The organism is Pseudocitrobacter sp. 2023LY-00077, from assembly GCF_055796175.1.
The window spans coordinates 353,747-378,831 of sequence record NZ_JBSPEI010000003.1; the positions used below are offsets into that span (position 1 = coordinate 353,747).

At 48.7% G+C, this 25,085-nt stretch carries 24 protein-coding genes and 3 pseudogenes; 12 read left to right on the forward strand and 15 right to left on the reverse strand.

Going from position 1 to position 25,085, the window contains the following annotated elements:
* Positions 1-22 precede the first annotated feature (22 nt).
* The gene (locus tag ACWWFX_RS06060) at positions 23-472 is read left to right on the forward strand and encodes a copper resistance protein (protein ID WP_276219163.1); all 450 of its coding nucleotides are present in this window, start codon (positions 23-25) and stop codon (positions 470-472) included.
* 288 nt (positions 473-760) lie between these two features.
* The gene (locus tag ACWWFX_RS06065; protein WP_253897205.1) at positions 761-1,498 is read left to right on the forward strand and encodes a peptidoglycan DD-metalloendopeptidase family protein; all 738 of its coding nucleotides are present in this window, start codon (positions 761-763) and stop codon (positions 1,496-1,498) included.
* A 33-nt stretch (positions 1,499-1,531) separates the two neighbouring features.
* On the opposite strand, the gene ACWWFX_RS06070 is transcribed toward ACWWFX_RS06065, so the two are convergent.
* The 7 genes from ACWWFX_RS06070 to silC form a co-directional block, all read right to left on the reverse strand.
* The gene (locus tag ACWWFX_RS06070; protein WP_000843494.1) at positions 1,532-1,729 is read right to left on the reverse strand and encodes a DUF2933 domain-containing protein; all 198 of its coding nucleotides are present in this window, start codon (positions 1,727-1,729) and stop codon (positions 1,532-1,534) included.
* A gap of 39 nt (positions 1,730-1,768) precedes the next feature.
* Positions 1,769-4,237, reverse strand: a complete 2,469-nt coding sequence (silP, locus tag ACWWFX_RS06075) for an Ag(+)-translocating P-type ATPase SilP (RefSeq protein WP_253897204.1) — start codon at positions 4,235-4,237, stop codon at positions 1,769-1,771.
* A 97-nt stretch (positions 4,238-4,334) separates the two neighbouring features.
* Positions 4,335-4,775 (reverse strand): DUF411 domain-containing protein, encoded by a 441-nt coding sequence (locus tag ACWWFX_RS06080; RefSeq protein ID WP_253897203.1) that lies wholly within the window; start codon positions 4,773-4,775, stop codon positions 4,335-4,337.
* A gap of 85 nt (positions 4,776-4,860) precedes the next feature.
* Positions 4,861-8,007: a Cu(+)/Ag(+) efflux RND transporter permease subunit SilA gene (silA, locus tag ACWWFX_RS06085; protein WP_253897202.1), complete on the reverse strand. Its 3,147-nt coding sequence runs from the start codon at positions 8,005-8,007 to the stop codon at positions 4,861-4,863.
* 10 nt (positions 8,008-8,017) lie between these two features.
* Positions 8,018-9,310 (reverse strand): Cu(+)/Ag(+) efflux RND transporter periplasmic adaptor subunit SilB, encoded by a 1,293-nt coding sequence (silB, locus tag ACWWFX_RS06090; protein WP_253897201.1) that lies wholly within the window; start codon positions 9,308-9,310, stop codon positions 8,018-8,020.
* A 113-nt stretch (positions 9,311-9,423) separates the two neighbouring features.
* A complete protein-coding gene (cusF, locus tag ACWWFX_RS06095) occupies positions 9,424-9,777 on the reverse strand; it encodes a cation efflux system protein CusF (RefSeq protein WP_253897200.1) in 354 nt (117 codons plus the stop codon).
* A gap of 28 nt (positions 9,778-9,805) precedes the next feature.
* The gene (gene silC / locus ACWWFX_RS06100) at positions 9,806-11,191 is read right to left on the reverse strand and encodes a Cu(+)/Ag(+) efflux RND transporter outer membrane channel SilC (protein ID WP_253897199.1); all 1,386 of its coding nucleotides are present in this window, start codon (positions 11,189-11,191) and stop codon (positions 9,806-9,808) included.
* A gap of 189 nt (positions 11,192-11,380) precedes the next feature.
* Here silC and silR point away from each other — a divergent pair, with 189 nt between their 5' ends.
* The 4 genes and pseudogenes from silR (at position 11,381) to copM (ending at position 14,695) form a co-directional block, all read left to right on the forward strand.
* Positions 11,381-12,061 carry a copper/silver response regulator transcription factor SilR gene (gene silR / locus ACWWFX_RS06105; protein WP_253897198.1) on the forward strand — a complete coding sequence of 227 codons (681 nt, stop codon included), beginning with the start codon at positions 11,381-11,383 and terminating at the stop codon, positions 12,059-12,061.
* Positions 12,054-13,529, forward strand: a complete 1,476-nt coding sequence (locus tag ACWWFX_RS06110; RefSeq protein ID WP_253897197.1) for a Cu(+)/Ag(+) sensor histidine kinase — start codon at positions 12,054-12,056, stop codon at positions 13,527-13,529. Before silR ends, ACWWFX_RS06110 begins: the two co-directional genes overlap by 8 nt.
* A 230-nt stretch (positions 13,530-13,759) precedes the next feature.
* Complete coding sequence (silE, locus tag ACWWFX_RS06115) at positions 13,760-14,191, forward strand: silver-binding protein SilE (RefSeq protein ID WP_253897196.1); 432 nt, start codon at positions 13,760-13,762, stop codon at positions 14,189-14,191.
* 225 nt (positions 14,192-14,416) lie between these two features.
* Positions 14,417-14,695: pseudogene (gene copM, locus ACWWFX_RS06120) on the forward strand (CopM family metallochaperone).
* Between the two features lie 407 nt (positions 14,696-15,102).
* On the opposite strand, the gene ACWWFX_RS06125 reads toward copM, so the two are convergent.
* The 8 genes and pseudogenes from ACWWFX_RS06125 to ACWWFX_RS06160 all read right to left on the reverse strand — a co-directional run bounded on the left by ACWWFX_RS06125 (position 15,103) and on the right by ACWWFX_RS06160 (position 19,930).
* Positions 15,103-16,011, reverse strand: a complete 909-nt coding sequence (locus ACWWFX_RS06125; RefSeq protein WP_253897195.1) for an HNH endonuclease — start codon at positions 16,009-16,011, stop codon at positions 15,103-15,105.
* 224 nt (positions 16,012-16,235) lie between these two features.
* A pseudogene (locus ACWWFX_RS06130) lies at positions 16,236-16,341 on the reverse strand (helix-turn-helix domain-containing protein); the annotation flags it as partial.
* A gap of 77 nt (positions 16,342-16,418) precedes the next feature.
* Positions 16,419-17,432: pseudogene (locus ACWWFX_RS06135) on the reverse strand (DDE-type integrase/transposase/recombinase).
* Positions 17,433-18,114: 682 nt separating this feature from the next.
* Positions 18,115-18,570 carry a zinc-ribbon domain-containing protein gene (locus ACWWFX_RS06140; protein ID WP_253897194.1) on the reverse strand — a complete coding sequence of 152 codons (456 nt, stop codon included), beginning with the start codon at positions 18,568-18,570 and terminating at the stop codon, positions 18,115-18,117.
* Entirely contained in the window at positions 18,561-18,896 is a 336-nt protein-coding gene (locus ACWWFX_RS06145) for a DUF7828 domain-containing protein (protein ID WP_253897193.1), read from the reverse strand. The genes ACWWFX_RS06140 and ACWWFX_RS06145 overlap by 10 nt, the downstream gene beginning before the upstream one ends.
* A 124-nt stretch (positions 18,897-19,020) precedes the next feature.
* Positions 19,021-19,161, reverse strand: a complete 141-nt coding sequence (locus tag ACWWFX_RS06150; protein WP_253897192.1) for a hypothetical protein — start codon at positions 19,159-19,161, stop codon at positions 19,021-19,023.
* A 6-nt stretch (positions 19,162-19,167) separates the two neighbouring features.
* Positions 19,168-19,374, reverse strand: coding sequence for a helix-turn-helix transcriptional regulator (locus tag ACWWFX_RS06155; protein ID WP_253897313.1), 207 nt, complete (start codon positions 19,372-19,374; stop codon positions 19,168-19,170).
* A 127-nt stretch (positions 19,375-19,501) separates the two neighbouring features.
* Positions 19,502-19,930, reverse strand: coding sequence for a hypothetical protein (locus ACWWFX_RS06160; RefSeq protein WP_473223406.1), 429 nt, complete (start codon positions 19,928-19,930; stop codon positions 19,502-19,504).
* 957 nt (positions 19,931-20,887) lie between these two features.
* On the opposite strand from ACWWFX_RS06160, the gene ACWWFX_RS06165 reads away from it, so the two are divergent.
* The 6 genes from ACWWFX_RS06165 (at position 20,888) to ACWWFX_RS06190 (ending at position 25,008) form a co-directional block, all read left to right on the forward strand.
* Entirely contained in the window at positions 20,888-22,015 is a 1,128-nt protein-coding gene (locus tag ACWWFX_RS06165; RefSeq protein WP_253897190.1) for a hypothetical protein, read from the forward strand.
* Between the two features lie 139 nt (positions 22,016-22,154).
* The gene (locus ACWWFX_RS06170) at positions 22,155-23,042 is read left to right on the forward strand and encodes a GTPase family protein (protein WP_253897189.1); all 888 of its coding nucleotides are present in this window, start codon (positions 22,155-22,157) and stop codon (positions 23,040-23,042) included.
* A 180-nt stretch (positions 23,043-23,222) separates the two neighbouring features.
* Positions 23,223-23,375 (forward strand): hypothetical protein, encoded by a 153-nt coding sequence (locus ACWWFX_RS06175; RefSeq protein ID WP_167809833.1) that lies wholly within the window; start codon positions 23,223-23,225, stop codon positions 23,373-23,375.
* Positions 23,376-23,510: 135 nt separating this feature from the next.
* Positions 23,511-23,948 carry a hypothetical protein gene (locus ACWWFX_RS06180; RefSeq protein ID WP_276219173.1) on the forward strand — a complete coding sequence of 146 codons (438 nt, stop codon included), beginning with the start codon at positions 23,511-23,513 and terminating at the stop codon, positions 23,946-23,948.
* A gap of 8 nt (positions 23,949-23,956) precedes the next feature.
* Positions 23,957-24,385, forward strand: a complete 429-nt coding sequence (locus tag ACWWFX_RS06185) for a hypothetical protein (protein WP_253897187.1) — start codon at positions 23,957-23,959, stop codon at positions 24,383-24,385.
* A gap of 71 nt (positions 24,386-24,456) precedes the next feature.
* Positions 24,457-25,008 (forward strand): DUF4234 domain-containing protein, encoded by a 552-nt coding sequence (locus ACWWFX_RS06190; protein ID WP_253897186.1) that lies wholly within the window; start codon positions 24,457-24,459, stop codon positions 25,006-25,008.
* Positions 25,009-25,085 lie beyond the last annotated feature (77 nt).

Consider the following 25,085-nt stretch of genomic DNA (forward strand, 5'->3'; position numbering starts at 1 on the left):
GTACCTCAGAAGGTAATTACACATGAATATATTAATCACAACCACTGCGTTTACAGCTTTATTTTGTGGGGCAGCTTTTGCTCAGTCCAGTGATATTGCCCATGAAGCACATCGATTTGTTAATAATGCCTCAGCCGTCAGTCATGTGAATTCCTCGACGCATGAAAATTTGCCGGACATGATTAATAAAAACAGCACGCCCTCATTCTCTGAAATGAATGAACATGAAAGGGCCATTGTTGCTCATTCATTTATGAACAACAGCGCGTCCTATGCACATCAGAAAATGATTGAGGAACATAAAAAAATGCTGTCCGACAGTGGTGCAAATTCAAAGACCTCCTCTTCTTCTTTTAACGAACTGAATGCCGGAGAGAAAGCCGCCCTCGTGCATGAGCAGGTCAATAATGCCGGTGCGGAAGCTCATCAGACGCAGGCAAGAAAGCTTCGCGGCCTTTATTCGTCCAGGTAACGGCAGGCGAGTTAGTGCTTAGCGTCAGGTGCGCAGCAGGGCTTCACTGACGGGTTACGTCGCAGGCCATGAGCCTCATATTGCTCTGCCGTAACCTGTTTCAGACCCGTTAATCATCACCGTCGGGCTGGTCATACAGTTCCCAGAGCTTCAGGAGCAAACGGGAAACAAGATATGTTACAAAAATGACGACCATCAACGGTGCTCCCGATTAACTGACAGATGACACGCCTCCTGAAAACCCCTAGCATACGCCGCAGTGTTCATGCTAACGGCGAATTCCAGTAAATGTATTCTACCGATGTCGTAAAAGAAAATGCTTACCTTTCAGCCACGCGCTCGGGGCTGGAATCGAACGAGATCGCTATCCTTCAGCGCTCTTTGCCTTCCCGGTTTAATCTTCGGCATTTGAAAAAAAATGAATCATTAAAACTCGTACTGCAAAAGAAAGCGGGAAAATCACGTGTAGTGGCCTATAAATTTACGTCCGGTTCATTTAATTACACGGCGTATCGTATATCAGACAAAAAGTTCTATAACCTTTCCGATACTTCCGGGAAAGGCAGTCTCGATTATCCGTTACCAGCCGCAGCAAGACTCAGCTCGCCTTTCAATCCTGCAAGACTTAACCCTGTATCGGGAAAAGTGAGTCCCCATAATGGCATTGATTATTCCATGCCCATGAACACAAAAATAGTCAGTGTCATCGACGGAAAAATCACCCGGGCCGAATACAACAGTACCATGGGATATTTTGTTGAAGTAACGGGAAAAGCCGGTGTTAAAACTCGCTATCTCCACCTCAATAAAATACTCGTTACCAAAGGGGCCAGGGTTACCCGGGGAGGCGCTATTGCGTTATCCGGTAACAGTGGACGTTCATCCGGTCCTCATCTGCATTACGAGCTGGTCATCAATAACAATCCTGTTAACTCACTGGCGTTCCGGGCAGCGGCACCCGCTGATAACAAACTTGAACAGCATGCCTTTGCGCATGCCAGAGACTACGAACGATACCTGGACTGATAACGGGACCGCGACGCGGCCCCGTTTGCCGGATTAATTTTTTTTATCGTTTTCACTTCCGTGATGTTGATGATCTCCATGCCCTCCGTGGCCGTGGAAAAGATGCATTAGCGGGCAGACCAGCAATAACAGATATGGCCAGTAACCTGCCACATGTGACCAGTGTTCGCGCAGGAGGGCAAATGCCGCGATCGCGGCGACAGCAATAAGCGCATAGGTGGTACTTTTCATACTGGACTCCTTCTGTTCGTAACAACCCCTTCACCAGTGTTATTTCCCGAGCCTGACACTTTTCAGACGCAACGCATTCACAATGACGCTGACGGAAGAAAGAGCCATGGCCGCCGCCGCAATAACTGGCGACAGCAGTATTCCATACACAGGATAAAGCAGACCTGCAGCCACAGGCACACCAAGTGCGTTGTAGATAAATGCAAAAAACAGATTCTGTCGGATATTTTTCATGGTGATCTCTGACAGATGACGGGCCCTGTTCAGTATCATCAGGTCGCCTTTGAGAAGGGTGACTCCGGCACTTTCAATTGCCACATCTGTACCCGTTCCCATGGCTATACCCACGTCAGCCGCTGCCAGAGCCGGGGCATCATTCACACCGTCTCCGGCCATCGCAACCACATGGCCAGACTCTTTCAGTCGGGTTATCACTGCTTTTTTGCCATCCGGCAGAATCCCTGCTTCAACCTCATCTATTCCCAGTTTCCGTGCGACTGCTTCAGCAGTAAGCTGGTTATCCCCGGTGAGCATAACAATGCGGATCCCCGCCTGACGCAACGCTTTAAGCGCATCCGGCGTGGATGCTTTCACGGGATCCGAGATAGCTATCAGGCCTGCAAGGTCCCCGTCCGTGGCCACATAGATAACGGTAGCGCCTTCCATCCGCAACGTATCCGCAATGGCCTTTTGATTTTCAATAACGATACTGTTTTCCTGCATAGCCAGTTCATTACCAATAACAACCCATTGACCTTCGACATCGCCTGTGACACCTTTACCCGACGGCGCATCGAAATGAGTGACTGCGGGTATTGCGATCCCCTTTTCCTGCGCTGCTTTAACTACTGCCATACCCAGCGGATGCTGCGAGCCTTTTTCCACTGCGGCCGTTACACGCAAAAGAGATGTTTCCCCACCCGGATTAAGACTGATAATCCCTGTCACCGTCGGCGAACCTTCCGTGAGCGTGCCTGTTTTGTCGACAACCAGCGTGTCCACTTTTTCAAGACGCTCAAGGGCTTCGGCATTCTTAATTAACACCCCGGCCTGGGCTCCTTTGCCCACCCCCACCATTATCGACATCGGCGTGGCCAGCCCCAGCGCGCAGGGACAGGCAATAATCAGGACCGACACAGCCGCAATGAGACCGTGCGCCATCCTGGGCTCGGGCCCCCAGACAGACCAGATCATGAAAGCAACAACCGCGATAAGTATCACCAGAGGAACAAACCAGCCTGAAACGCTGTCAGCCATTCTCTGGATGGGGGCCCGCGAACGCTGTGCATCAGCGACCATCTGAACAATTCGTGAGAGCATCGTTTCATCACCGACTTTCTCTGCACGGATGATAAGACTACCTGTCTGATTAATCGTCCCCCCAATGACGGGTTCACCCTCCGTTTTGGTAACCGGCATAGACTCCCCGGTCACCATCGATTCATCCACGGTTGTTTTGCCTTCGACCACGATACCGTCGACCGGAATACTCTCTCCAGGTCTGATGCGGAGCTTATCGCCTGGCAGGACATCTTCCGCATTAATATCCGTTTCATGACCGTCATGATCCAGCCGCCTGGCGGTTTTGGGGGCAAGGTTCAGAAGCGCAGTAATGGCACCTGAGGTTTGTTCCCGTGCCCGCAGCTCAAGAACCTGTCCCAGCAATACAAGCACCGTAATTACTGCCGCGGCTTCAAAATAAACGGCCACCAGGCCATCCATGTTTCTGAACGATGCAGGAAACCAGGAGGGGAAGACGGTTGCAATGACGCTGTAAACCCAGGCTACGCCGGTCCCCATAGCAACAAGGGTAAACATATTCAGGGAGCGGTTACGTAACGACATTCCGGCCCGGGCGAAAAATGGCCAGCCACACCACAACACGACAGGAGAGGCCAGAAGCAGCTGCAGCCATGTGTTGTACTGTGGTGATACTGTATTCCTCAAAGCGGGAAACAGATGAGATCCCATTTCGAGTATCAGAACCGGAAACGCCAGCAACAACCCCAGCCAGAAGCGTCTTGTCATGTCGCGAAGTTCATCACTCGGCCCCGTGGATGCCGTGGCTACGAGCGGTTCCAGTGCCATTCCACAGACAGGACAGCTTCCGGGACCACTGCGGCGTATCTCCGGGTGCATCGGACATGTCCACACACCTTCAGAAATATCGTTCTCCGCCTGGTGGTGAGGCTGTTTTATCTGATCAGGGATGACTTCGTGGTGATGGTGATGGGAATGTTCACTGGCATCTTCTGTAAGATAACGATCGGGATGGGCTTTAAATTTACTCTCACAGCTGGCGGAGCAGAAATAAAGCTGATGCTCCTGGTATCGAATGCTGCTGTGCGTCTTGTCGGGCAGGATTTCCATCCCGCACACGGGATCTCTCACCTTATGCAATACGTGACTCTCGTCCGGGGATAATGTCTGTTCAGAAGCAGTCTGGTTGTTGTGTTGCACTGCATTGTCATTTTTCACAGTAACTCTCCTTATGCAAACCTGAAGCATCTTCTGTATTCAGGTTATGTCATGGATGCGATTACCACGAATGTCACCGGCACAGGAGTGCCTGCTGCCGGCGTCCCGTTATCAGCCGTTCCGCTGACTATTCGATTCGCTGGAAGACCTTTTTACTGCCCTCCGGTGAGAATGCGATAACATCGTAAGCCTCTTTACGGGCCCCCATCTCCATTCCCGGGCTCCCCGCAGGCATGCCGGGGGTGGCAAGGCCATAAATCCCTGAACCAGACTGCATTGCCTTATGTATCGTGGCTGCAGGCACATGGCCTTCAATGATCAAATTACCAGCAACCGCGGTATGGCAGCTTCTCAGTCCAGCAGGAACAGCATATTTTTCTTTCAGGGCTGACAGAGCCTGATCATTCATGACGTGGGTCCGCACCTCAAACCCGTCATTTTCCATCGCCTTACCCCATAGGGAACAGCATCCACAGTTTTCAGATTTATACATATCAATCACTTTTTCACTCGCCATCGCGGGCAGTGAAAGGCCAAAAGCCAGGGTCATTAAAATTATTTTTTTCATACTCACCTCTGTATGTTATCGATATAAACCCTGACGTCAGGGTGAATTTATGCAAAAGGACACCCGCAGGGGTGCCCTTTCAGGGTTATGACACGCTCTTTTTATGTCTGCGCAGCCAGATGAGTTTATAGGCGGCAGGTATAATGAACAGGGACAGCAGCGGAGCCGTGATCATCCCACCAATCATGGGGGCCGCAATACGGCTCATGACTTCTGAACCTGCGCCGGTTCCCCAGAGTATCGGCAGCAGACCCGCGATGATCACCGCCACGGTCATGGCTTTCGGCCGGACACGCAGCACGGCACCATGATAAAGGGCTTCATCAAGACCTTCCGGTGTGAACGTTTCTTTGTTTGACAGTTCCGGATGCGCTTCAATGGCATGACGCAGATACATCAGCATGACCACGCCAAACTCTGCTGCCACACCGGTCAGGGCGATAAACCCGGTTCCGGTTGCGACTGACATATGGAAGCCCTGCCAGTACAGGAACCATATCCCGCCAACCAGGGCGAACGGCAGACTCATCAGGATAAGTAAGGCCTCATCAACCCGACGGAATGCCAGATATAACAGGATGAAAATGATCATCACCGTCATCGGCACCATCAGTTTCAGTTTCTTGTTGGCGTGTTCAAGTAATTCAAACTGTCCGGAGAATGACACGCTGGTACCTGGTTTCAGTTTCACTTTCTGACTGATAGCTGTCTTAATATCATTGACCACCGACACCATGTCCCTGTCGCGTGCATCGATATAAATCCAGCTGGCTGGTCGGGCGTTTTCCGTTTTCAGCATGGTTGGCCCGGAAACTACTTTAACGTCAGCAACATCTCCCAACGTGATTTGTTGCTTCATTGGCGTCAGGATTGGCATTTGTTTCAGAGCCAGAGGGCTATTCCGGTAATCCTGCGGGTAGCGGATATTGATTGGGTACCGGGCCACACCTTCAACGGTTTCACCTACCATTGCGCCACCTATAGCTGAGGAGACGAACAGCTGAACATCTCCTACAGTCATTCCATAGCGGGAGGCTTTCTCACGGTTAATATCGATGTCAATGTAGCGCCCACCCTCCAGACGTTCAGCGAGAGCAGAAACCACGCCCGGCACGGTTTTGGCTACCGCTTCGATACTCAGTGCCGTCGCATCGATATCGGACAGAACAGTCCCGGATACCTTGATACCTATCGGGCTTTTGATACCGGTAGAGAGCATATCAATACGGTTACGAATTGGCGGCACCCAGAGGTTAGCCAGACCAGGCAGACGGACGGTCTTATCAAGTTCGTCGATAATCTTGTCAATAGTCATGCCTGGCCGCCACTGATCCTCAGGTTTCAGCTGAATGGTGGTTTCCACCATTTCGAGTGGCGCGGAATCCGTTGCGGTCTCTGCCTTACCGGTCTTGCCAAATACAGAGGCCACTTCAGGAACGGTTTTGATTAACTTATCCGTGGTCTGCAGTAGCGCCGCTGCTTCCGCCGGAGAGACGCCTGGCAACGTTGACGGCATATACAGCAGGTCACCTTCGTTGATCTTCGGCAAAAACTCACCGCCGACCTGGCTCAGTGGCCAGATAACCGTGAAGATGGACAAGGCCGCAACCAGCAGGGTTGCTTTTGGCCAGTGCAATACCCGTAACAGCAACGGATGATACGCTTTAATCAGCATCCGGTTGAGGGGGTTACTGGTCTCGGCAGGGATTTTCCCGCGGATCCAGAATCCCATCAGAATAGGAATGACGATAATAGCCAGCGCGGCCGCTCCTGCCATGGAATAGGTTTTCGTGAACGCCAGCGGGCCAAACAGACGCCCTTCCTGTCCTTCAAGGGTAAAGATAGGAATGAACGAAAGGGTGATAATCAGCAGACTGATGAACAGTGCAGGTCCCACTTCCACGGAGGCGTCAGTAATGACTTTCCAGCGGGTGGCGTTATCAATCTGCTCTCCTGGATGTTGATGATCCCACTCCTCCAGCCGTTTGTGCGCATTTTCAATCATGACAATAGCGGCATCCACCATTGCGCCGACGGCAATGGCTATCCCTCCCAACGACATAATATTGGCGTTCAGTCCCTGGAAGTGCATGACGATAAAGGCGATACACAGGCCAAGTGGCAGAGAAATAATTGCCACCAGGGCAGAACGAACATGCCAGAGGAACAGGGCACAGACAATGGCAACAACGATGAACTCTTCAAGGAGCTTATAACTGAGATTGTCAATTGACCTGTCGATAAGCTGACTGCGATCGTAGGTGGTCACGATTTCGACCCCCTCAGGCAGGCTGGCCTTCAACGTTTCCAGTTTGTCTTTTACTGCTGTGATAACGTCTCGCGCATTTTTACCCGACCGCAGAATCACCACGCCGCCGGCAACTTCTCCCTGACCATTAAGCTCTGCTATCCCGCGCCGCATTTCTGGCCCGATCTGTACGCGAGCGACATCACGCAGATAAACCGGTACACCGTTCTCGCCTGTTTTCAGAACAATATTATTAAAATCATCAATGGACTGAAGATATCCGCTGGCACGGACCATGTACTCTGCTTCTGCAATTTCAACGGACGAACCACCGGCCTCCTGGTTAGACGATCCAAGAGCCTGTTTAACTTCAGGCAGGCTGACACTGTACTGGGACAATTTCTCCGGATTAACCTGGATCTGATACTGTTTCACCACGCCGCCAACCGAAGCGACCTCAGCCACGTTCGGAATGGTTTTCAGTTCAAATTTCAGGAACCAGTCCTGCAGAGAGCGCAGTTCTGAAAGGTCGTGTTTCCCGCTGTGATCAACCAACGCATATTCAAATATCCAGCCCACGCCTGTGGCATCTGGACCGATTTCTGAACTTACGCCGGCAGGAAGTTTACCCTGAACCTGATTAAGATATTCCAGCACGCGCGAGCGGGCCCAGTACAGATCTGTTCCATCTTCAAAAATGACATACACATAAGAGTCACCGAACTGAGAAAAACCGCGCACGGTCTTTGCGCCCGGCACCGACAGCATGGTAGTCGTGAGCGGATAGGTGACCTGGTTTTCAACAATCTGAGGAGCCTGGCCGGGATAGCTGGTTTTAATGATTACCTGCACATCTGACAGGTCAGGCAGGGCATCAACCGGCGTGTTAATAATCGTCCATGTGCCCCAGATGCTGAGAAACAGGGCACCCATCATGACCAGGAAACGGTTGGCGACAGAGCGCCGGATAATCCATTCAATCATCGTCGTCTCCTCAGTGTCCTGAATGCATATTTGCAGGCTGCTCAGGCATTACTGGCAAACTGTTTTCTGCTTTTTCAGGATTACGCATACGTTCCAGCGCGCCCGTAATATTGGCTTCAGAGTCAATGAGGAACAGGCCGCTGACTACCACGTTATCCCCTTCATTCAGGCCGGAACCAATGCCGGACTGTTGCTGTGATTCATGCAAAACGTGGATCTGTTTTGGCACAAAATGGCCTTCATCATCGACCGTAATCACGCGCTGTTCTTTGCCGGTATCGATAACGGCCTGGCTTGGTATCAGCAACATTTCCTGGCTTTGGGTATTCAGTTTCAGGTAGGCATTCATGCCCGGCTTAAGAAACTCATCCTTATTAGAAACCTGGAGACGGACCTGAAGCGTACGGGTTGTCTGATCCACGCTGGGAAGAATGTTCCATTTTTCGACATGGAATGTTTTATCCGGATAAGCCGGTACCGAAATTTCAAATTGCGACGTATCTTTCAGCAGATAGGCGATAGATTCCGGCACTGCAGCGCTGATCCAGACCGGGTCCATCCCCTGAATCTGAGCCACCACCTTATCTTTCGAAATATTCATGCCGGTGCGCAGGTCAAATGCAGTAATGACACCATCAATAGGTGCTTTAATGGTAAAACGGGTCTGGATTGTACGGGTTGAACGCAGCCTTTGAATATCCTCTTCCGGCATACCGGCCAGGCGAAGCCGTTCAAGAACGCCTCGGGTTTGCGTTGGCGTTCCACCGGTACCGGATAACAGCAGGAACTCACTTTGTGCCTCAACCCATTCAGGAATGGTGATATCGATAAGCGGAGTGCCTTTCTTTACATGATCGCCAATCGTCAGGGGATACACTTTTTCGACAAAACCGTCAGAACGCGCCTGTACAATGACAAACTGATATTCGTTATAACTGACGTTAGCCGGAATAGTCTGGGAGTAATTCAGTGCTCCACGAGCGACTTTTTGTGTTTTTAATCCCAGGTTCTGAACCTGAGTTGGGTTAATGCGGATCCCGCTACTGCTTTTATCGCCACTTTCATCAGCATATTTTGGCACCAGGTCCATATCCATAAAGGGAGATTTTCCGGGTTTATCAAATTTGGTATCCGGTTTCATCGGATCATACCAGAAAAGTACCTTTTTCTCCGGTGCCTTTTGTTCTGTTTGTACTGTTTTTTGTGATGAGTTTACATACTGCCAGGCAGTAACCGATATCAGCCCTCCTGCTATGAGGCTGCTGATAATTATTGCAGCATATTTTATCTTTAAAGAAGCCATACAATTTCTCGCTGAAAAATCAAAACACCTGGCATATGCGCCCGATCATTCATTCACAGTGATCCCATAATGAATGTTCAGGCGCACTGGATGTATCCGCTCCGGACTGTTAATCAGGATTGCGTAACGTTAATGCTTTTGAGTAAGGAGATATTGCCCTGCTGAATAAACGAGAAATCGACATGGTTGCCGGTTTTCAGGGCATTGATAGCGTCGTCTGCATTAACAAAAGTGAAGCGCATGGTCATTGCAGGCCAGCCCACCGCCGGGATTGCTTCGTGCGAAATGGTAATCTTTTTACTATTCATATCAATTTCTTTAACGATACCGGTGCCCTTGATAACCTGCTGTACCGAAGCATCACTGGCAGCATTCATATCGCCATGCTGATGTGTCTCAGCATGAAGACCGGTAGAAAACATGACAGAGAAGGCACCAAATAAAACGGCTTTAAGTGAATTACGCATTTTTAATTTCCTGATTAATTGAATAAATTTACTCTACCCAGCCGCCACCCAGCGCGGTAAACAGATTAATTTCGTTAACCTGTCGGGAATAGGTAAGATCGAGGATGGTTTGCTGTGTCGCGAAGAGGGAACGTTCTGCATCCAGCACTTCGATGTAACTGACAGCACCACTTGCATACAATCCTCTGGCACGCTGCAGGGTTATCTGAAGTGAATCAAGATAACGCTGCTGTGACTCAAGTTGCTGGCTAAGGCTATCGCGCAGCGCAAGCGTGTCGGAAACATCCTTAAAGGCTGACTGAATTTTTTGTTCGTAATTAACCACCGACTGTTGCTGGCGAATTTCAGCCAGCTTCAGATTGGCTTTGTTCCTGCCAGCATTAAAAATAGGAATTTCAATTTTAGGAATAAAATTCCACATTCCGCTTCCTGACGTAAAGAGGCTGGACAACTCCGTACTGCTTGCGGAAAGGCCACTGGTCAGGGTAATGGACGGGAAAAAGGCCGCTCGCGCTGCGCCAATATTGGCATCAGCTGCTTTTAGCTGGTATTCAGCTTCCAGGATATCCGGGCGCTGCAGTAAAATTTGTGAGGACAGGTTTGGTGGCAGTTTTACTGGCGCGATCTCACCGCCCTTCATCCCTTTTTCTGACGGAAGTGCACGGTACGTTCCCAGTACAAGCTGCAGGGCATTATTTGCCTGTGCCAGATCGCCTTCTCGTTTGGCTATCTCTGCGCGGGTACTTTCGATTTGTCCCCTTGCCTGTTCAAGCGCCAGGACATTCGTACTCCCGGTCACCAGCTGTTGCTCAACGAAAGCATAGGACTGTTCATAATTTTTTAGCGTTTCACGCGCGATACGGAGTTGTTCATACGCCAGTTGCTGGCTGAAATAGCTCTGTGAAACGTTGGAAACCAGCAGGATATGCACGGCCCGACGGGCTTCTTCACTGGCAAAGTAGTTCTGACGGTCAGCTTCACTCATGTTCTTAAGCTTGCCGAAAAAATCGAGCTCATAGCTGAGCTCCAGACCCGCGTCATACTCCTGTGTCGTCGGCTTGTCGCCTTTCAGTCCACCGCTGTATGTGATCCCTGATGAGGCATTCAACTGCGGATAACGATCTGCATCCGTGACGTTGAACTGGGCTCGGGCCTCTTCAACCTTCAGGGCAGCCATTCTCAAATCACGGTTATTATTCAGAGCTTCAGTAATCAGCCGTGTAACCTGGGGATCGACAAAAAAGTTACGCCAGCCCGTATCCTGATAACCATTCACTGCTGGCGTCAGGCTGTTTCGGGACAGCGAAAACTGCTGGGGTACCGGTGCTGCCGGGCGCTGATATTCTGGTGCCAGAGAGACACAACCGGCCAGGATGAATATCGTGCTAATGCTGAGTAATTTTAATTTGAACATAACGCTTCTCTTCCAGGCAGACCTGGTAAATGGTTCAAATGAAGTCCAGAGTATTGATAGGGGTACTTTACCGAACGCTCTCTGTTTGCCGGGTGACAGGATAATGACAATGTTGTCATTTTTGCTGTAATCCGTTGATAACGATCGTGAGCGCAATAGAATGACCTTAGCAGCCAGCCGGGGAGCAAGATGAAAATATTGATCGTCGAAGACGAAATTAAAACAGGTGAATATCTCAGCAAAGGGCTTACAGAGGCAGGGTTCATAGTGGATCACGCTGATAATGGTCTTACCGGATATCATCTCGCCATGACAGCCGAGTATGATTTAGTCATTCTGGACATCATGCTGCCTGATGTGAACGGCTGGGATATCATCCGCATGCTGCGCACTGCCGGAAAGGGGATGCCGGTATTACTGCTGACGGCCCTTGGCACGATTGAAAACAGGGTCAAAGGACTTGAGCTGGGGGCGGATGATTACCTGGTTAAACCCTTTGCATTTGCCGAACTGCTCGCCCGGGTGAGAACTCTTCTGAGACGGGGGAACACGGTGATCACAGAAAGCCAGTTTAAGGTGGCTGACCTCTCGGTTGATCTCGTTTCCAGAAAAGTCAGCCGCGGGGGGAACCGCATTGTACTCACCAGTAAGGAGTTCAGCCTGCTGGAATTTTTCATTCGCCATCAGGGCGAAGTATTACCTCGTTCGCTGATTGCTTCCCAGGTCTGGGATATGAACTTTGACAGTGATACCAACGCGATTGATGTCGCTGTAAAGCGGCTTCGCGCGAAAATAGACAATGATTACGAGGCAAAACTGATCCAGACAGTCCGGGGCGTGGGCTACATGCTGGAGGTTCCGGATGCGTAACAAGTTTTCCAGACGCCCATTTTCACTTGCCCTGAGGCTGACCTTTTTCATCAGTCTGTCCACAATACTGGCTTTTATTGCGTTTACCTGGTTTATGCTGCATTCCGTTGAAAAGCATTTTGCCGAGCAGGATGTCAGCGATCTGCAGCAAATCAGCACCACACTGAACCGAATACTGCAGTCTCCGGCGGATGCGGATGAGAAAAAAATAAGTAAAATAAAGGAGTCGATTGCCAGTTACCGTAATATTGCCCTTTTGCTCCTTAGCCCGCAGGGAGAGGTGCTGTTTAGTTCAGCGCAGGGATCAGCATTACGATCGGCCCTGAATTCAGCAGACTTTAGCGAGCACACTCGCGTCCGGGACGTGTTTCTCTGGACGGTGGAAGATCCGGCTGAACCGATGTTTTCCGGCTCCGGAATGAAAATGGAAACCTACAGAATTATCGCCTCCTCTGGTCAGGCGATATTTCAGGGTAAACAGCAGCACTATGTCATGCTGACCGGACTCTCTATTAATTTCCATCTTCACTATCTCGATGCGCTGAAAAAGAATCTGATTGCCATTGCCGTCGTGATAAGCTTGCTGATTATTCTGATCATTCGAATTACTGTCCACCAGGGGCATCTGCCCCTTCGCAATGTCAGCAACGCCATTAAAAATATTACTTCTGAAAACCTTGATGCGCGGCTGGAACCCGCTCGCGTTCCTATTGAACTGGAGCAACTGGTTATCTCGTTCAATCACATGATTGAAAAGATAGAGGATGTTTTTACCCGTCAGGCCAATTTCTCTGCCGATATTGCGCACGAAATCAGAACCCCGATCACCAACTTGGTGACGCAGACTGAAATTGCACTGAGTCAGGATCGATCGCAGCAGGAGCTTGAGGATATTCTCTACTCCAGCCTTGAAGAATACAACCGGATGACCAAAATGGTCAGCGACATGCTGTTTCTGGCTCAGGCGGACAATAATCAACTGATTCCTGACAAGGTCATGTTTGACCTGAGTGCCGAAGTCATGAAAGTCTTTGAGTTCTTCGAAGCCTGGGCGGAAGAACGCAATATCACACTGAGGTTTAACGGGATGTCCTGTCTAGCAGAAGGGGATCCACAGATGTTCAGAAGAGCAATTAATAACCTGTTATCCAATGCCTTGCGCTATACGCCGGAGGGACAGGCGATCGACGTCTCAATAAGTGAACAGGACTGCTGTTTTAAGCTGATGATTGAAAATCCCGGAAGGCCAATCCCTGAAGAACATTTACCACGGCTGTTTGACCGGTTTTATCGGGTGGATCCGTCCAGACAACGAAAAGGCGAAGGCAGCGGCATAGGCCTTGCTATTGTAAAGTCAATCGTGGAGGCCCATCACGGAAAAGTACACGTGGAATCGGATATACACTCGACTCGTTTCATTTTATCTGTACCAAGACTGAGCAAAATGAATCCGATCATACCCCACTGATAATATTACAAAGATGTCATCAGCCTGTCATGCTACGAACAGAAGCCATTCGGTATAATTTTTGCAACTTATCAGGAAGTCTGGACGACTCCATCATTACATAGCGTCAGAGTACCTCAGGTAATGAATGTACAGTCACTTGCCAGAGAAGACTGGCATTTTCAGAGATACAACTGAAGAAACAGGTCGTGATTTCCCGGACATCATTGATTTAAAAATGGAGAGTTACCATGAATAATATCGTAATAGCTTCGGTGTTAGGTTTTGGATTAATTTCTGCGACATGGGCCGCTGAAACCGTGAATATCCATGAGCGTGTCAATAATGCACAGGCACCTGCTCATCAGATGCAGTCTGCTTCCGCTCCTGCCCAGATTCAGGGGGGGGATTCCCGTATAGCTGGTATGGATCAGCATGAACAAGCCATTATTGCCCATGAAACTATGAATAATGGTTCAGCTGATGCGCACCAGAAAATCGCGGAAAGTCACCAGAAGATGATGGGGAATAACCCCGTTTCCGCTACCAGCCCGTCGACCTCATACGCGGCGATGAATGACCATGAAAGAGCGGCTGTTGCCCATGAATTCATGAATAACGGTCAGTCCGGCCCGCATCAGGCTATGGCCGATGCACACCGCCGCATGATGAATGCTGGCTGAATGTGACTGTGATACCCGTGCATTTACCCTTTCCTTGGATTATTCCTTAAGCGGAATATGTTGTTATGTTGCTGTATTTTGGCCCCCGTCTGGGGGCTTTTTTATCTGACTCTGCTACAATTAAACAATACCTACTCGAAAAGGATTTATTTTATGAAAATAAAAAAAACTCTTTCTGTTATATTGTTGCTGTCGCTGCCAGCAATTTCCGCATAACATTCAGAAATGAAAATTTCTGAATGTGTCCTCATCGGCATCTTCACAGAAATATATGTCAGGGATGAAAAGCATGCATGACAAAATGATGGGTTCCGTTAATGAATCCGATCCCGACAAGGCTTTTGCAAAAGGCATGGTTGCACACCATGAAGGGGCAATAGCAATGGCTGAAACCGAGCTGAAGTACGGGAGAGATCCTGAAATGAGAAAACTCGCGCAGGACATCATTAAAGCACAAAAGGAGAAATTGAGCAGATGAATAAATGGCTTAGCAGTCAAAAATAATGATTGTGGAAATATTATATTGCGCGTATAGTCAGATTGTTCCCAGGTACGGGAACCTGTTAATCGTTAACTAATCAAAACCCGATTAATTTCGGGTTTTTCATTTTAACCCCCCCAACGCATGCACTGCACCGAGTGAAATTCACCTGAGCCAATTCTGCTTGCTTATTATTTCGATGGGAATTGCTGATTTTAATTAAGTCTATGTTTTAAAGGTGTTTCTCATGCCTGGGTTTGGCAGGGGGTCGTCCTGTTCTCTGGTCATGCGCAATGGCAATTCGCAGTCAGGGCTCAAGACTACTTTTACCTCTTTTTTAACAGAAAGTTTCTGAACCAGATACTTGCCGGAAACATCATCTGCTGTTCATCCCGACCAATAAAACGAAGGTATCACTCTCGTTTGAAACTCACTTACTTTCCATTTTGTAATAAAGAATCAAGTTTTCCAGTGATATATCAATACCAACTTTTTTTAATAACCTTTTTCTCGCAGTGTATATTTCTTTCAGCATATCTTCATAACCCTGTCCAAGGTGAATTTGTTTATGGCAATTGCAACACAGAGATATTATATTTTCTTCGACATCAAGAGAGGTGTCGAAATCATCTTGCCTGGACATAGGTACAATGTGATGAGGTTCAGTATAATTTAAGGATGAGTTTCGCCTTCTGAAGGTTGGGTGATCGCTATTGATTTCACATATGTAACCTGCTTTATTCAGTGCATTTTTGGATACCCCTTTACTCCTGGGATACGAGAGGCCATTTTTTACTTCTATTGCATTTTTCTTTGGTTTGGCTTCTCCTGTATATTCAAACGTCTGAGCGTCGTCGAAGATATTACTTTCCTCTATGGCATTGATCAACTCAGCGTCAGAGTAATACTCACTGCAGGCCATTTCTGTTGTACCAAAAAAATCAAGTTCATTAATTGCCTGAACAAGTTCCTCACGAATTGTCCATAAATTTCTTTTGGGTTTCCCGACGATTTCTTTACTCTTCATGACTGTAATAAATTTTGTACCGGACGCGATATTTCCGATACCTTCAACTTCAAATCGACCAAGTTCTTTTTGAACTCTCCCACCCAGTCCGTTAATAACACCATTAGCACTCATACTGTGCAGTTCGTACTTTTTACCAATATCGAAGCATGTGCAAGAATGATTTGGTTCAATGAACCATTTTTTTAACGCTGTAATACTCTTTTCATCAAAAACTTTTTCATTCACTAATAAATCTTTCCATTCCTCCACGCTGATATCAATATCACAGACGTACTCCCCGTCAATCACCTGGCAAATTTTTTTTATCACGGCCATCCCCCTAAAATATAAAAATCATCATGAAAATATAAAGTGCGGTATCTAGCATGGTTGCAAAGGACGATTGTCTGCAAGATCACGTATTTTCCGTTATCTTCATCCCTAGAAAATCAAGGAAGCCATTGTACCTCAAAAAATTTATTACGGGGATCGCTCATTCAGATGATCATCCGCTTGATCATACCTGATTAGCAGACAGCACCCCAATATTAAAGCTTTACGGTATTATGGGAGATAATCGGTTCTCTGGCTATTGCACGAATGCTCAGCCCCCTGCTTATGCAAGATTTTAATGTCCATAACTGTCTCAAAAGTAACCATAAGCTCCCCCAAATCAGGAGAGCAGATTTATCCCCCTAGCTCTGGTTTGTACGGTCCGAGGACATGGTGAACACTTTTTAACATCCTTTACCCATGGTGATCGACTTTTTCTTCAGGTCGATCACCCCCACCTTTGTACTGCACCACCACACTTCATAGCAGCCATCCTCCAGCGTCTCCTTCAGCCCGACCCGCTCCCCCCTGAACGCTTTGCCTGCATTTAGACTGATACCTTTTATGCTCAGCGTCCCGCTGATATCGCGAGGTAGGAACGGCCATACCCAGTGCTTCATGGGGCCGTTCAAGGTTATACACCGTACGCCAGTGGTCGAAAGCACGCTGCAGCTCACCGCTGTCTGTGAACCACTTACCCTGTGTCTGCAGATGATATGGCCGGGAATGCCCCACCCGGATACCCTGGCGCATCAGCCACAACTCCAGTGCCGTCCAGGTGCCGGTGGTGTCGCCCCACGGTGAGCCGTTGTCCATCGTCATCCGGTCTGGCAACCCGTAGCGTTCAAACACGCTGACCAGCTGTTGCTGCACGGTCTCACGGCGTTCATCGGTGCAGGGTGCCAGACACAGGGAGAAACGGGAGTGGTCATCCTGCAGGGTGAACGGAAGGCACGGCCCCCGCCGAAGGGGAAGTGGCCCTTAAAATCCATCTGCCAGAGCCGGTTCGGCGCGTCATGTTCGAAGCGTCCTGCGGCCGGAATACCCGGAGCCGTACCCGGCAGCAGACCGTGACGGGCCATCAGGTTATGGACGGTGCTGAAGGAGGGCATACGGTGCCCCTGGTCTTCGAGCCAGCGTTTTATCTTGCGCGCGCCCCAGCGCTCATGACGGACATGGGCGATACGCAGCAGGTCAGTGATGTCGTCGGGCGAGCGGTTGGGAGAATAATGAGGCGTCCGGGGACGGTCCAGAAGACCGGATGTGCTTTCCTCAGCCCAGCGGCGAAGCCACTTGTAGCCAGTGGCGGGAGAAATGCCGTAGTGACGGCAGAGGGAACGGATGTTCGCCCCGTCTTGTGAGGCGGACAGAACAAACTCGGAACGTAATGACATGGTATCTCTCGCATCCCAGGGCATAAGCGACTCCATAAACGGGTTCTTATGCCTTAGTTGTAAGTGTCTACCATGTCCCCGAACAAGTGTTCACTATGTCCCCGGACTGTACAGATTTCAGGTGTCGGATATGGATCACTTTCGCACCGTTGGTAACACTCAATGCCACCAGCATGGGATAAGGGTCAACTGCCTGCTACAGAAAAGTTCGCAGGGTTACCGCATTACCCGCATCAGAAATGGGGGAGTAATAATTCATAAAGGGTACTCTCTGTTCTTTTAGCGGAAGACAAGATGCCGGCGAATGGACACCAGCAGGGTGGGGAGATATCGGGCGTATTTTGACGGTGTGTCTATACAGGTCATACTGGCCAGAGTTCGGCTAATTGCATCTGGCTCTCGCTGAACACGGCATGTCGGCATTCTGTATCGACGCACTGTCCAGTGATGATGACTTACAATCCCCGGATCCCTGTCGAAAATGTGGGAGGACGGTAACAACAGCGAATCACCCGCCGTCTGTCGGCTTCTGAACGCGGTCGGTGAACCAGCTGCCAGCCATTATCACCCTGCGTCACGGTGGCTGGCGTATGGCAGGATCCACATAACAGCGGCTTGGTATGCTGATATGAGAGCGCATCAACAGCCACCCATTCGCCATCAGCAGTAATCACATATTCTGTTGGTCTGAACCGTATCGCCATGGTCAGTATCCTCCCAGGTCTGCTGGTGGGCACTGTGCCGGATCTTCAATTGGATGGATGTCACCCTGCCCGACCGTGTCTTCGATGCTGTAGATACCGGTGTTACAGACCGCGCAATGCTTCTCGCCCTCGTAATGACATCCGCACCAGACACAGTACCAGGACTCCGTCGCCATGCGGATATCCTGTCCATGAACGGAGTACAACATCACTCTGAAGCGTTCACCCGGCAATCCGTCACGGTGCTGACGATACTGGCAGTATGCCAGAGCAGATGCATCTGCTGACGTCTGGTCATGCTCAAACCAGGGAGGGGTATCATCGTCTCCCGGGTGCAGCACCAGACGACATCCGCAGGACGTACAGCGCCAGCCATCAGCAGATTCGCTAATGGCGTCCCGGGAGCGGCTCATCGCCCCCTTGCTGTTGAGAGCGAGGTGGCACGACATCATAAGCATAAGACCTCCCCGGCCCTGCGGTATTCATATAACGGGCAGTGATGCACACCAGGCCCTATCACCGGCATTGCATTCGGTACGTAACGTCGTAGCTGGAGTATTAACAGAACTTCATCAATGTCTGGTTGGATGTACGGACAGCCTTGCCTGCCTACAGTGAGTGCAGCATCGGTATGCGTAAACCACGGGCGCTCAGCGTCAGTGTGCAGCACCAGGTCACTCCCACAGTGATGGCAGGTGTATCGTTCGCCGGGAGAGCGCAGTGCGGTTCTGGCACCGGTCAGGCGACCAGCACTGTTACAGGCCAGGAAACATTTTGCGTACATAGTAATAGTCCTTACCGCCATATGACACGCAGGCACAGGCCGTCCCGGTATGGGCAGCATCATGCGTGGTTACTGGCGGGGTATAGATTTACGTGTATGAGTGAGTAATGCTGAGGGGGATGATTCAACCAGCTGTGGCAGCTATCACATTGGCCGTGCCGTAGCAGTGCGGGCACATACGCTCACCACAGTACTGGCGATGACACTGCAGACAAATCCAGCGTACCGGAGCCTGCCATGTCTTACGGTTATGTTTCTTCTTCATGCGTGCTCAGCCCCGTGATTCAGCGATACGCAGCTGTAACCAGGCTTCCACTTCGCTCTGCAACCATCTGGAGCTACGCCCCAGTTTGATAGGCTTAGGGAATACCCCATCCTGAATAAGCTTGTAGAACCATTTATCCGTTAAGCCGGTTAACCGGGTAATAAACTTCATGTCGACAAACTGGTCATTCAGGACAGGGATATCGGTATTCATCATCTTGTTCTCCGTAAAGTGAATGGAGAAGGAATTACGAGTGAGATGTGATTCCTTCAGATGATGAGTGCGGGGTATAAATTTTGATATTCACGATATCCCCCGGTTTAAATGGTGTCTGATATTATTACCAACCAGTGATTTCAGATTCTGACTTTCGCCTTGGCCTTCCTCTCCTGCTTCGTTCAGGAATATCACTGAACTGATAAATTAATCTGTCCTCTTTCTGGTCCACTTTGCTCAGATAGCTGAGGATATAGGTCATCCCATTGCGACCTTTATCGTCATCATGACAGATAACCCTCTCCCCACGAACCCGATAATGCTCCTGAGGTTTACACCATTGTGCATGCCCTTCACCATTAGTTATGTCCCCCCATAAGCATTCAACTGCCTGCCAGGTATTCCAGACTTTACGGTGCCGTTGTCCATCGAGATAAAAGGTGGCGTGGATATGTATCCCGTGTTTCTCTGAGCGTTCCATTACCCATGCAAATCCAATGATATCAGTATGGATATTCAGTTGTTCAGTCAGGAGTGTCATCTGCCAGGCCATGTCCTTTTCGTCTTGTAGACTGAAGCTTCACTGTATTGCAGATACCCAAGGTCAATACGTAGCATTAAGATCTTGGCGTAATTATCAAAGAGTGTATCAAGGTGAGTGAATAGTCTGTTCTTCAGATGATTGTAGTGGATGTAACGGTTATTTTGCTTCATGGGTAGAATATCTCGTGTGTGTGAGTCATGAGATACGTATGGGATGTTATTTTTGATTGGCTGTAACTTAGGGGGATAAGTGTGGGATTGATATGGCGTTACAGGTGACCAATGAGTGAGGTGATGTGAATGGGTTTCATGGATTTAAAAACTGTTTCCATATAAAATAACAATAATTACCTAAATTAATTATTAGGTACCACTTTACAGTCATCAACAGCACCCTCTATCCTGATATTCCAATCTGTCACTTTTATCCAGTGGTTCGCTTACCATAGCATCTGAAGCACTGCTTGCCACTTTTCAAATTCAGAAACGATTTCAATCGATATCTTTTTCGGATATGTCTCGATACAACCAGGGAGCAGTGAGGCATCCAGATAATAGCATTCATATGTATTTTTTGAATCGGTATCTCACATAGTCTGCCCTTATCTCCTGTTATCCATTACGGTACCCCAAAGATCTCCGGATATGGCCCTTTCCTGCGCTGTGGATGCTGTGCAGTCGGGGAGACATCATGACCAGGAATGGCTTCTGATAAGCCATGATTGTTCTTATCTGTTTTATGAGATAAAACAACGGATTCAAAATGAATATTAGCGATAATTATATACACTACCAATAATTCACATCATTGTTACTAACCCATTGTTTTTAGTGACTTGTTAACCAAAAACGCATACTCTTAATTATTTGATTTTTACACTTAATAAATACTATTAAAGCTTCATTTATAGCCATATAATTAATAGGGTGATAAAATAACTAAAAACCACCTCTGTAAGGAAGTTTCATGCGAAAGGATGGAATGAATGATTTTTACGAAGTGAATTTCCTCAGGCTTCGTGAGAAAGACAACACATATCCGGCACCTGAAATCAAATATAATAAACTTGCTGGCATCTACAGCTTTATCAGCTTTGATGATGTAAAAATTGAAAAGGGGAAGGAGCTTAGCGATGATGAACTGAATGACACTGACAGTGAAGTTCAAATACAGGGGCACGCCACAAACAGACTGCGTGAGATACTGGCATCAGAAATAGAAAACATACCACTCTCAGAACGCAATACTAATCCTAATATACCTGATGACATAATACACCTGCGCCATCCGGCCCGGCCTGTGCAGAGAAATTTTCTCAAGGCGTCACTTATTCATAAAGAGACCGTTTACAATAAACTGCTGCAAAAATATGCAAAAATAAAAAAGAAAGCAAATCATCAGAAATTAACACTATTTGGTATCAGCCTTCGTCTGGGGAAAAAGACTGAGGGTAAAGCCAGGCATATCGTCGATGATCTACGTATCATGAATCGCGCACTGAATTTCATGATCAGTAAAATCAGATACCGTGCCATGTATAAACGAATAGCAGGTTATCAGCGCATAGCGATAATTGATGAATCTTTCTTACCCTGCGCACATGTGCTTTTTTACATTCGGGATGGTGTTATTAATGAGAGTTTCATACAGGAACTTATTCTTACATGGTGTTCATTTATCCCGGCAGAGCATAACTGCTACGCAGGCATTTACAGTTTCGATTTTAATTTCACCATGGGATTACAGAAACACCTGATCGAGAATAAAACCAATACATACCGGGCTAAAGATACTGAAGGACATTCGTCTGATAAGCAGGTTCATATCTTTATTAATGATATTCTGGTTCCGTTTCCTGATGCATCCGTCCACGGGTATGACTTCAGACAAACGTTCAGCCTTCCCGACCAATTAATACGGAAAATGGCACGTGATGACAGCGAGAACAAATCATCTCAGGCGTCAAATTCAGGAAAGAACAGCTATCTTAAAGGATACGAAAAAATAAAAAACACCCCAGCAGAACATAAAGATTTCCTACTGAGGATTGCAAAGAAAACAAATAAAATCCCTTTAATTCGTACCGTGGACTAACCTCCTTGATACAGCAAGGAGAGATGCTTCCTCTCCTTTTTAAATATTTTTCAGATATATATTACATCATTGAATAACAGACTATTTGCTCATCAGGCTATCCTCCGGGATGGCCTGTTTTATTTCTGAGGAATATTCAATGAAACAACCATCAGGATATCAGATTATCCGCCGCCATTTACGCCGCTATCCCCGTACATTACGCCACACGCTGATTAAGGAGCTCAGCCAGCTTATTACTTACGAACCAGTCATCGGTATTATGGGAAAAACAGGTGCAGGTAAATCGTCGCTCTGCAATGCCCTGTTCCGCAGTGAAGTCTGCGCAGTGAATGCTGTGGAAGCCTGTACCCGTAAACCACAGCGTGTACGCCTGCGATTCGGCCAACATTATCTGACGCTGGTGGACCTGCCCGGTGTGGGCGAGAGCCAGAGTCGGGATAAAGAATATCGTGAGCTCTATCGGGAGCAGCTCCCGAAGCTGGATATGGTGCTGTGGGTACTAAAGGCGGACGACCGGGCATTCTCCGTGGAAGAGACGTTTTATCAGTTCATTCAGGCCCGGTGCGGTAACACCATGCCGCCGGTACTCTGGGTGCTCAATCAGGTGGATAAAGTCGAGCCATCCGAGCAGTGGAACCGACACACTGCGATGCCATCACCCGGCCAGCTTGAACACATTAAACGTAAACAGCAGGCCGTCGCCAGTCAGTTGGGTATACAGAAAGATGCTGTCATTCCTGTTTCAGTGAAGGGGCGTTATCACCTGGCCCACATCGTGGAGCGGATGATAAATCGCCTCCCAAAGCAGGCACGCAGCCCGCTGCTGCCCCACCTGCATCAGTCCTATCACTCAACCCCCATACAGGATACCGCCCGCAGCAGCTTTGGCGACGCCGTTGTTGATACCCTTGACCACGTCATTGACAGCGTACCACTGCCACTGCTTGTCCGGCAGGCCTTGCAGGCTGTGACACACACCGTTGCCCATGTGGCCCGCAGCGTCTGGTCCTTCTTTTTCGATTAGTTTTGCACGTCCAACGATAAAGAGTTTTGCTTGTTCATGATCGATTTTGTCGATCGTTCCGATCGGTTTTATTCATTATCCCTTCATCTATCAGGGTTATAAACTTGAGCTGAAATGCTGCTATCTGATTGAAATAAAACAGATATGGAGACGCACGTTAAAACATTGTAAGGAGATGACATGCCACTGGTTTTGTTATGGATTTTTCTGGCCGTTGTGCTGGGGTTTCTGGCCAAAGGTGCCGGAAGGTCATTCTGGGGATGGTTTATTCTCGCAATGATAATTGACCCGATTCTTGCCGGGTTGCTCTTCTTTCTCATTGTCAGAGACTGAGGTTCCCGATGGCATTCCCGCACCGACTGGCACGGAAAATCTTCCGCTGCTTAATCATCAACGTTCTGCTCACGATATTCATCGTGTTCGCCATGATTTTCCTCGTCGATACCTTTGCCCCATAGGGAAATAAACATGAAGAAACTGACCCTGCCTGCACTGGCTCTTCTGGCTCTCTCATCCGCACCGGCTATAGCCGACGGAGGCTGGGGATATGCCAGTGGGGAGTATTACTACACGATTAACCGAAACAGCACGTTTTCCATGGATGACACACCCGGATATGAATATATCCAGGTTCAGACCAATGAGAGAAACAAGAAGGCCTGCCAGACGCCGGAGGCTGACAGCGTCACACTGACGCTGAATGAACACCCGGTTCAGGGTGAGCGCCATATATGGCAGAAAAAAGGCGAATGCCAGATATCCCTGATTATTCGGGGTAAAGCCACTCAGCAATGGCTGGTGAATTATCTGCGCGAATATGGTCATGTCGTCACGCTCACTGATATTACCGGAGAATTTAAAATCAGCGGACGTGGCTTTAAAGATTTCTGGGACGCCAATCAGTGAGGTAAATAATGAAAAGTTTAATGAATGTGGTGTTGAGTGCCGCGATATTGCCCCTGGCAGTCCCTGCGGTTGCCGCCACCATCACAACCCAGGTCAGTATCCCTGACAGCACCTATACGCTGGCCAGTACCGTCAACGGTGATGGTCTGTGGTGCAATGGCTGCGGCGGAAAACAGGGCTGGGTCCATATCGACAGCGATGAAATGATGACGCTGGGCGCAGGAACGTCTGTCACAGCCTCCGGAGGCAAATTCGCTATTCTGCATACCGATATGGGCATGTCCTGCCCGGCGGGCAATATCGCTGTCCTGAACCTTGAAACCGGAAAATACGTCGGCCCCGAAATTGATGAATGTAATGACGAAAAAGTTGATTACAAAATCAGTAACGGTAAATGGTGGGTGAAAGTCCGCAACCACATGTACTCCGGAAAATAACCTGTCGCCATCTGACTGAATACCGTCTCTTTTACTTCCGCTTCTGAAACTTCCACCTTTAAGGATAAACCATGCCTGTCATTACCGACCTCAGCGCCCGACTGAACACAAAAACGCTGAATTTTGTCTTACTCTCTTTCGTTACCTTCGGTATCTATCCACTGATGTGGCTCTACCGAAAACAAGGCATCATCATCGACACCACGAAGGTTTCGTTTTCCTCTGACCTTTATGTTCTGTGGATAGCCATCTGCTACGGTATTTCGCGCCAGCTCAGTGTGATGGGCACCACCGACCCGGAACTCTATGGTTATGACCCGACCATGGATGCCATTGCCATGCTCGGCGGCGTGTTGTCCATTGCCAGTGGTGTGATGTATATCATCTGGGCCTTTAAAGCCCGCACAGCGCTGCAGAGCTACGTGCTGAACACCTTTAAGTTCGAACTGAAGATGAATGTGTTCTACGTCATTATCTTCAATGTCTTTTATATCACTTACTGCATCAACACGATGCCGGAGGCTTTTGCTAAACACAAAATTATCCAGGGTGGCTTAACTACAGCCCCTGCTGAAGCCACTTTACCGACGGGAAATAGCCAGGCCGACACGGACCCGAAATAACCGCGCGGTAACGTTCGCTGTCATTACAGAATCCCGCCATTCCCTGATACACCCCCTCTGAAGCCCTGCTCGTATGA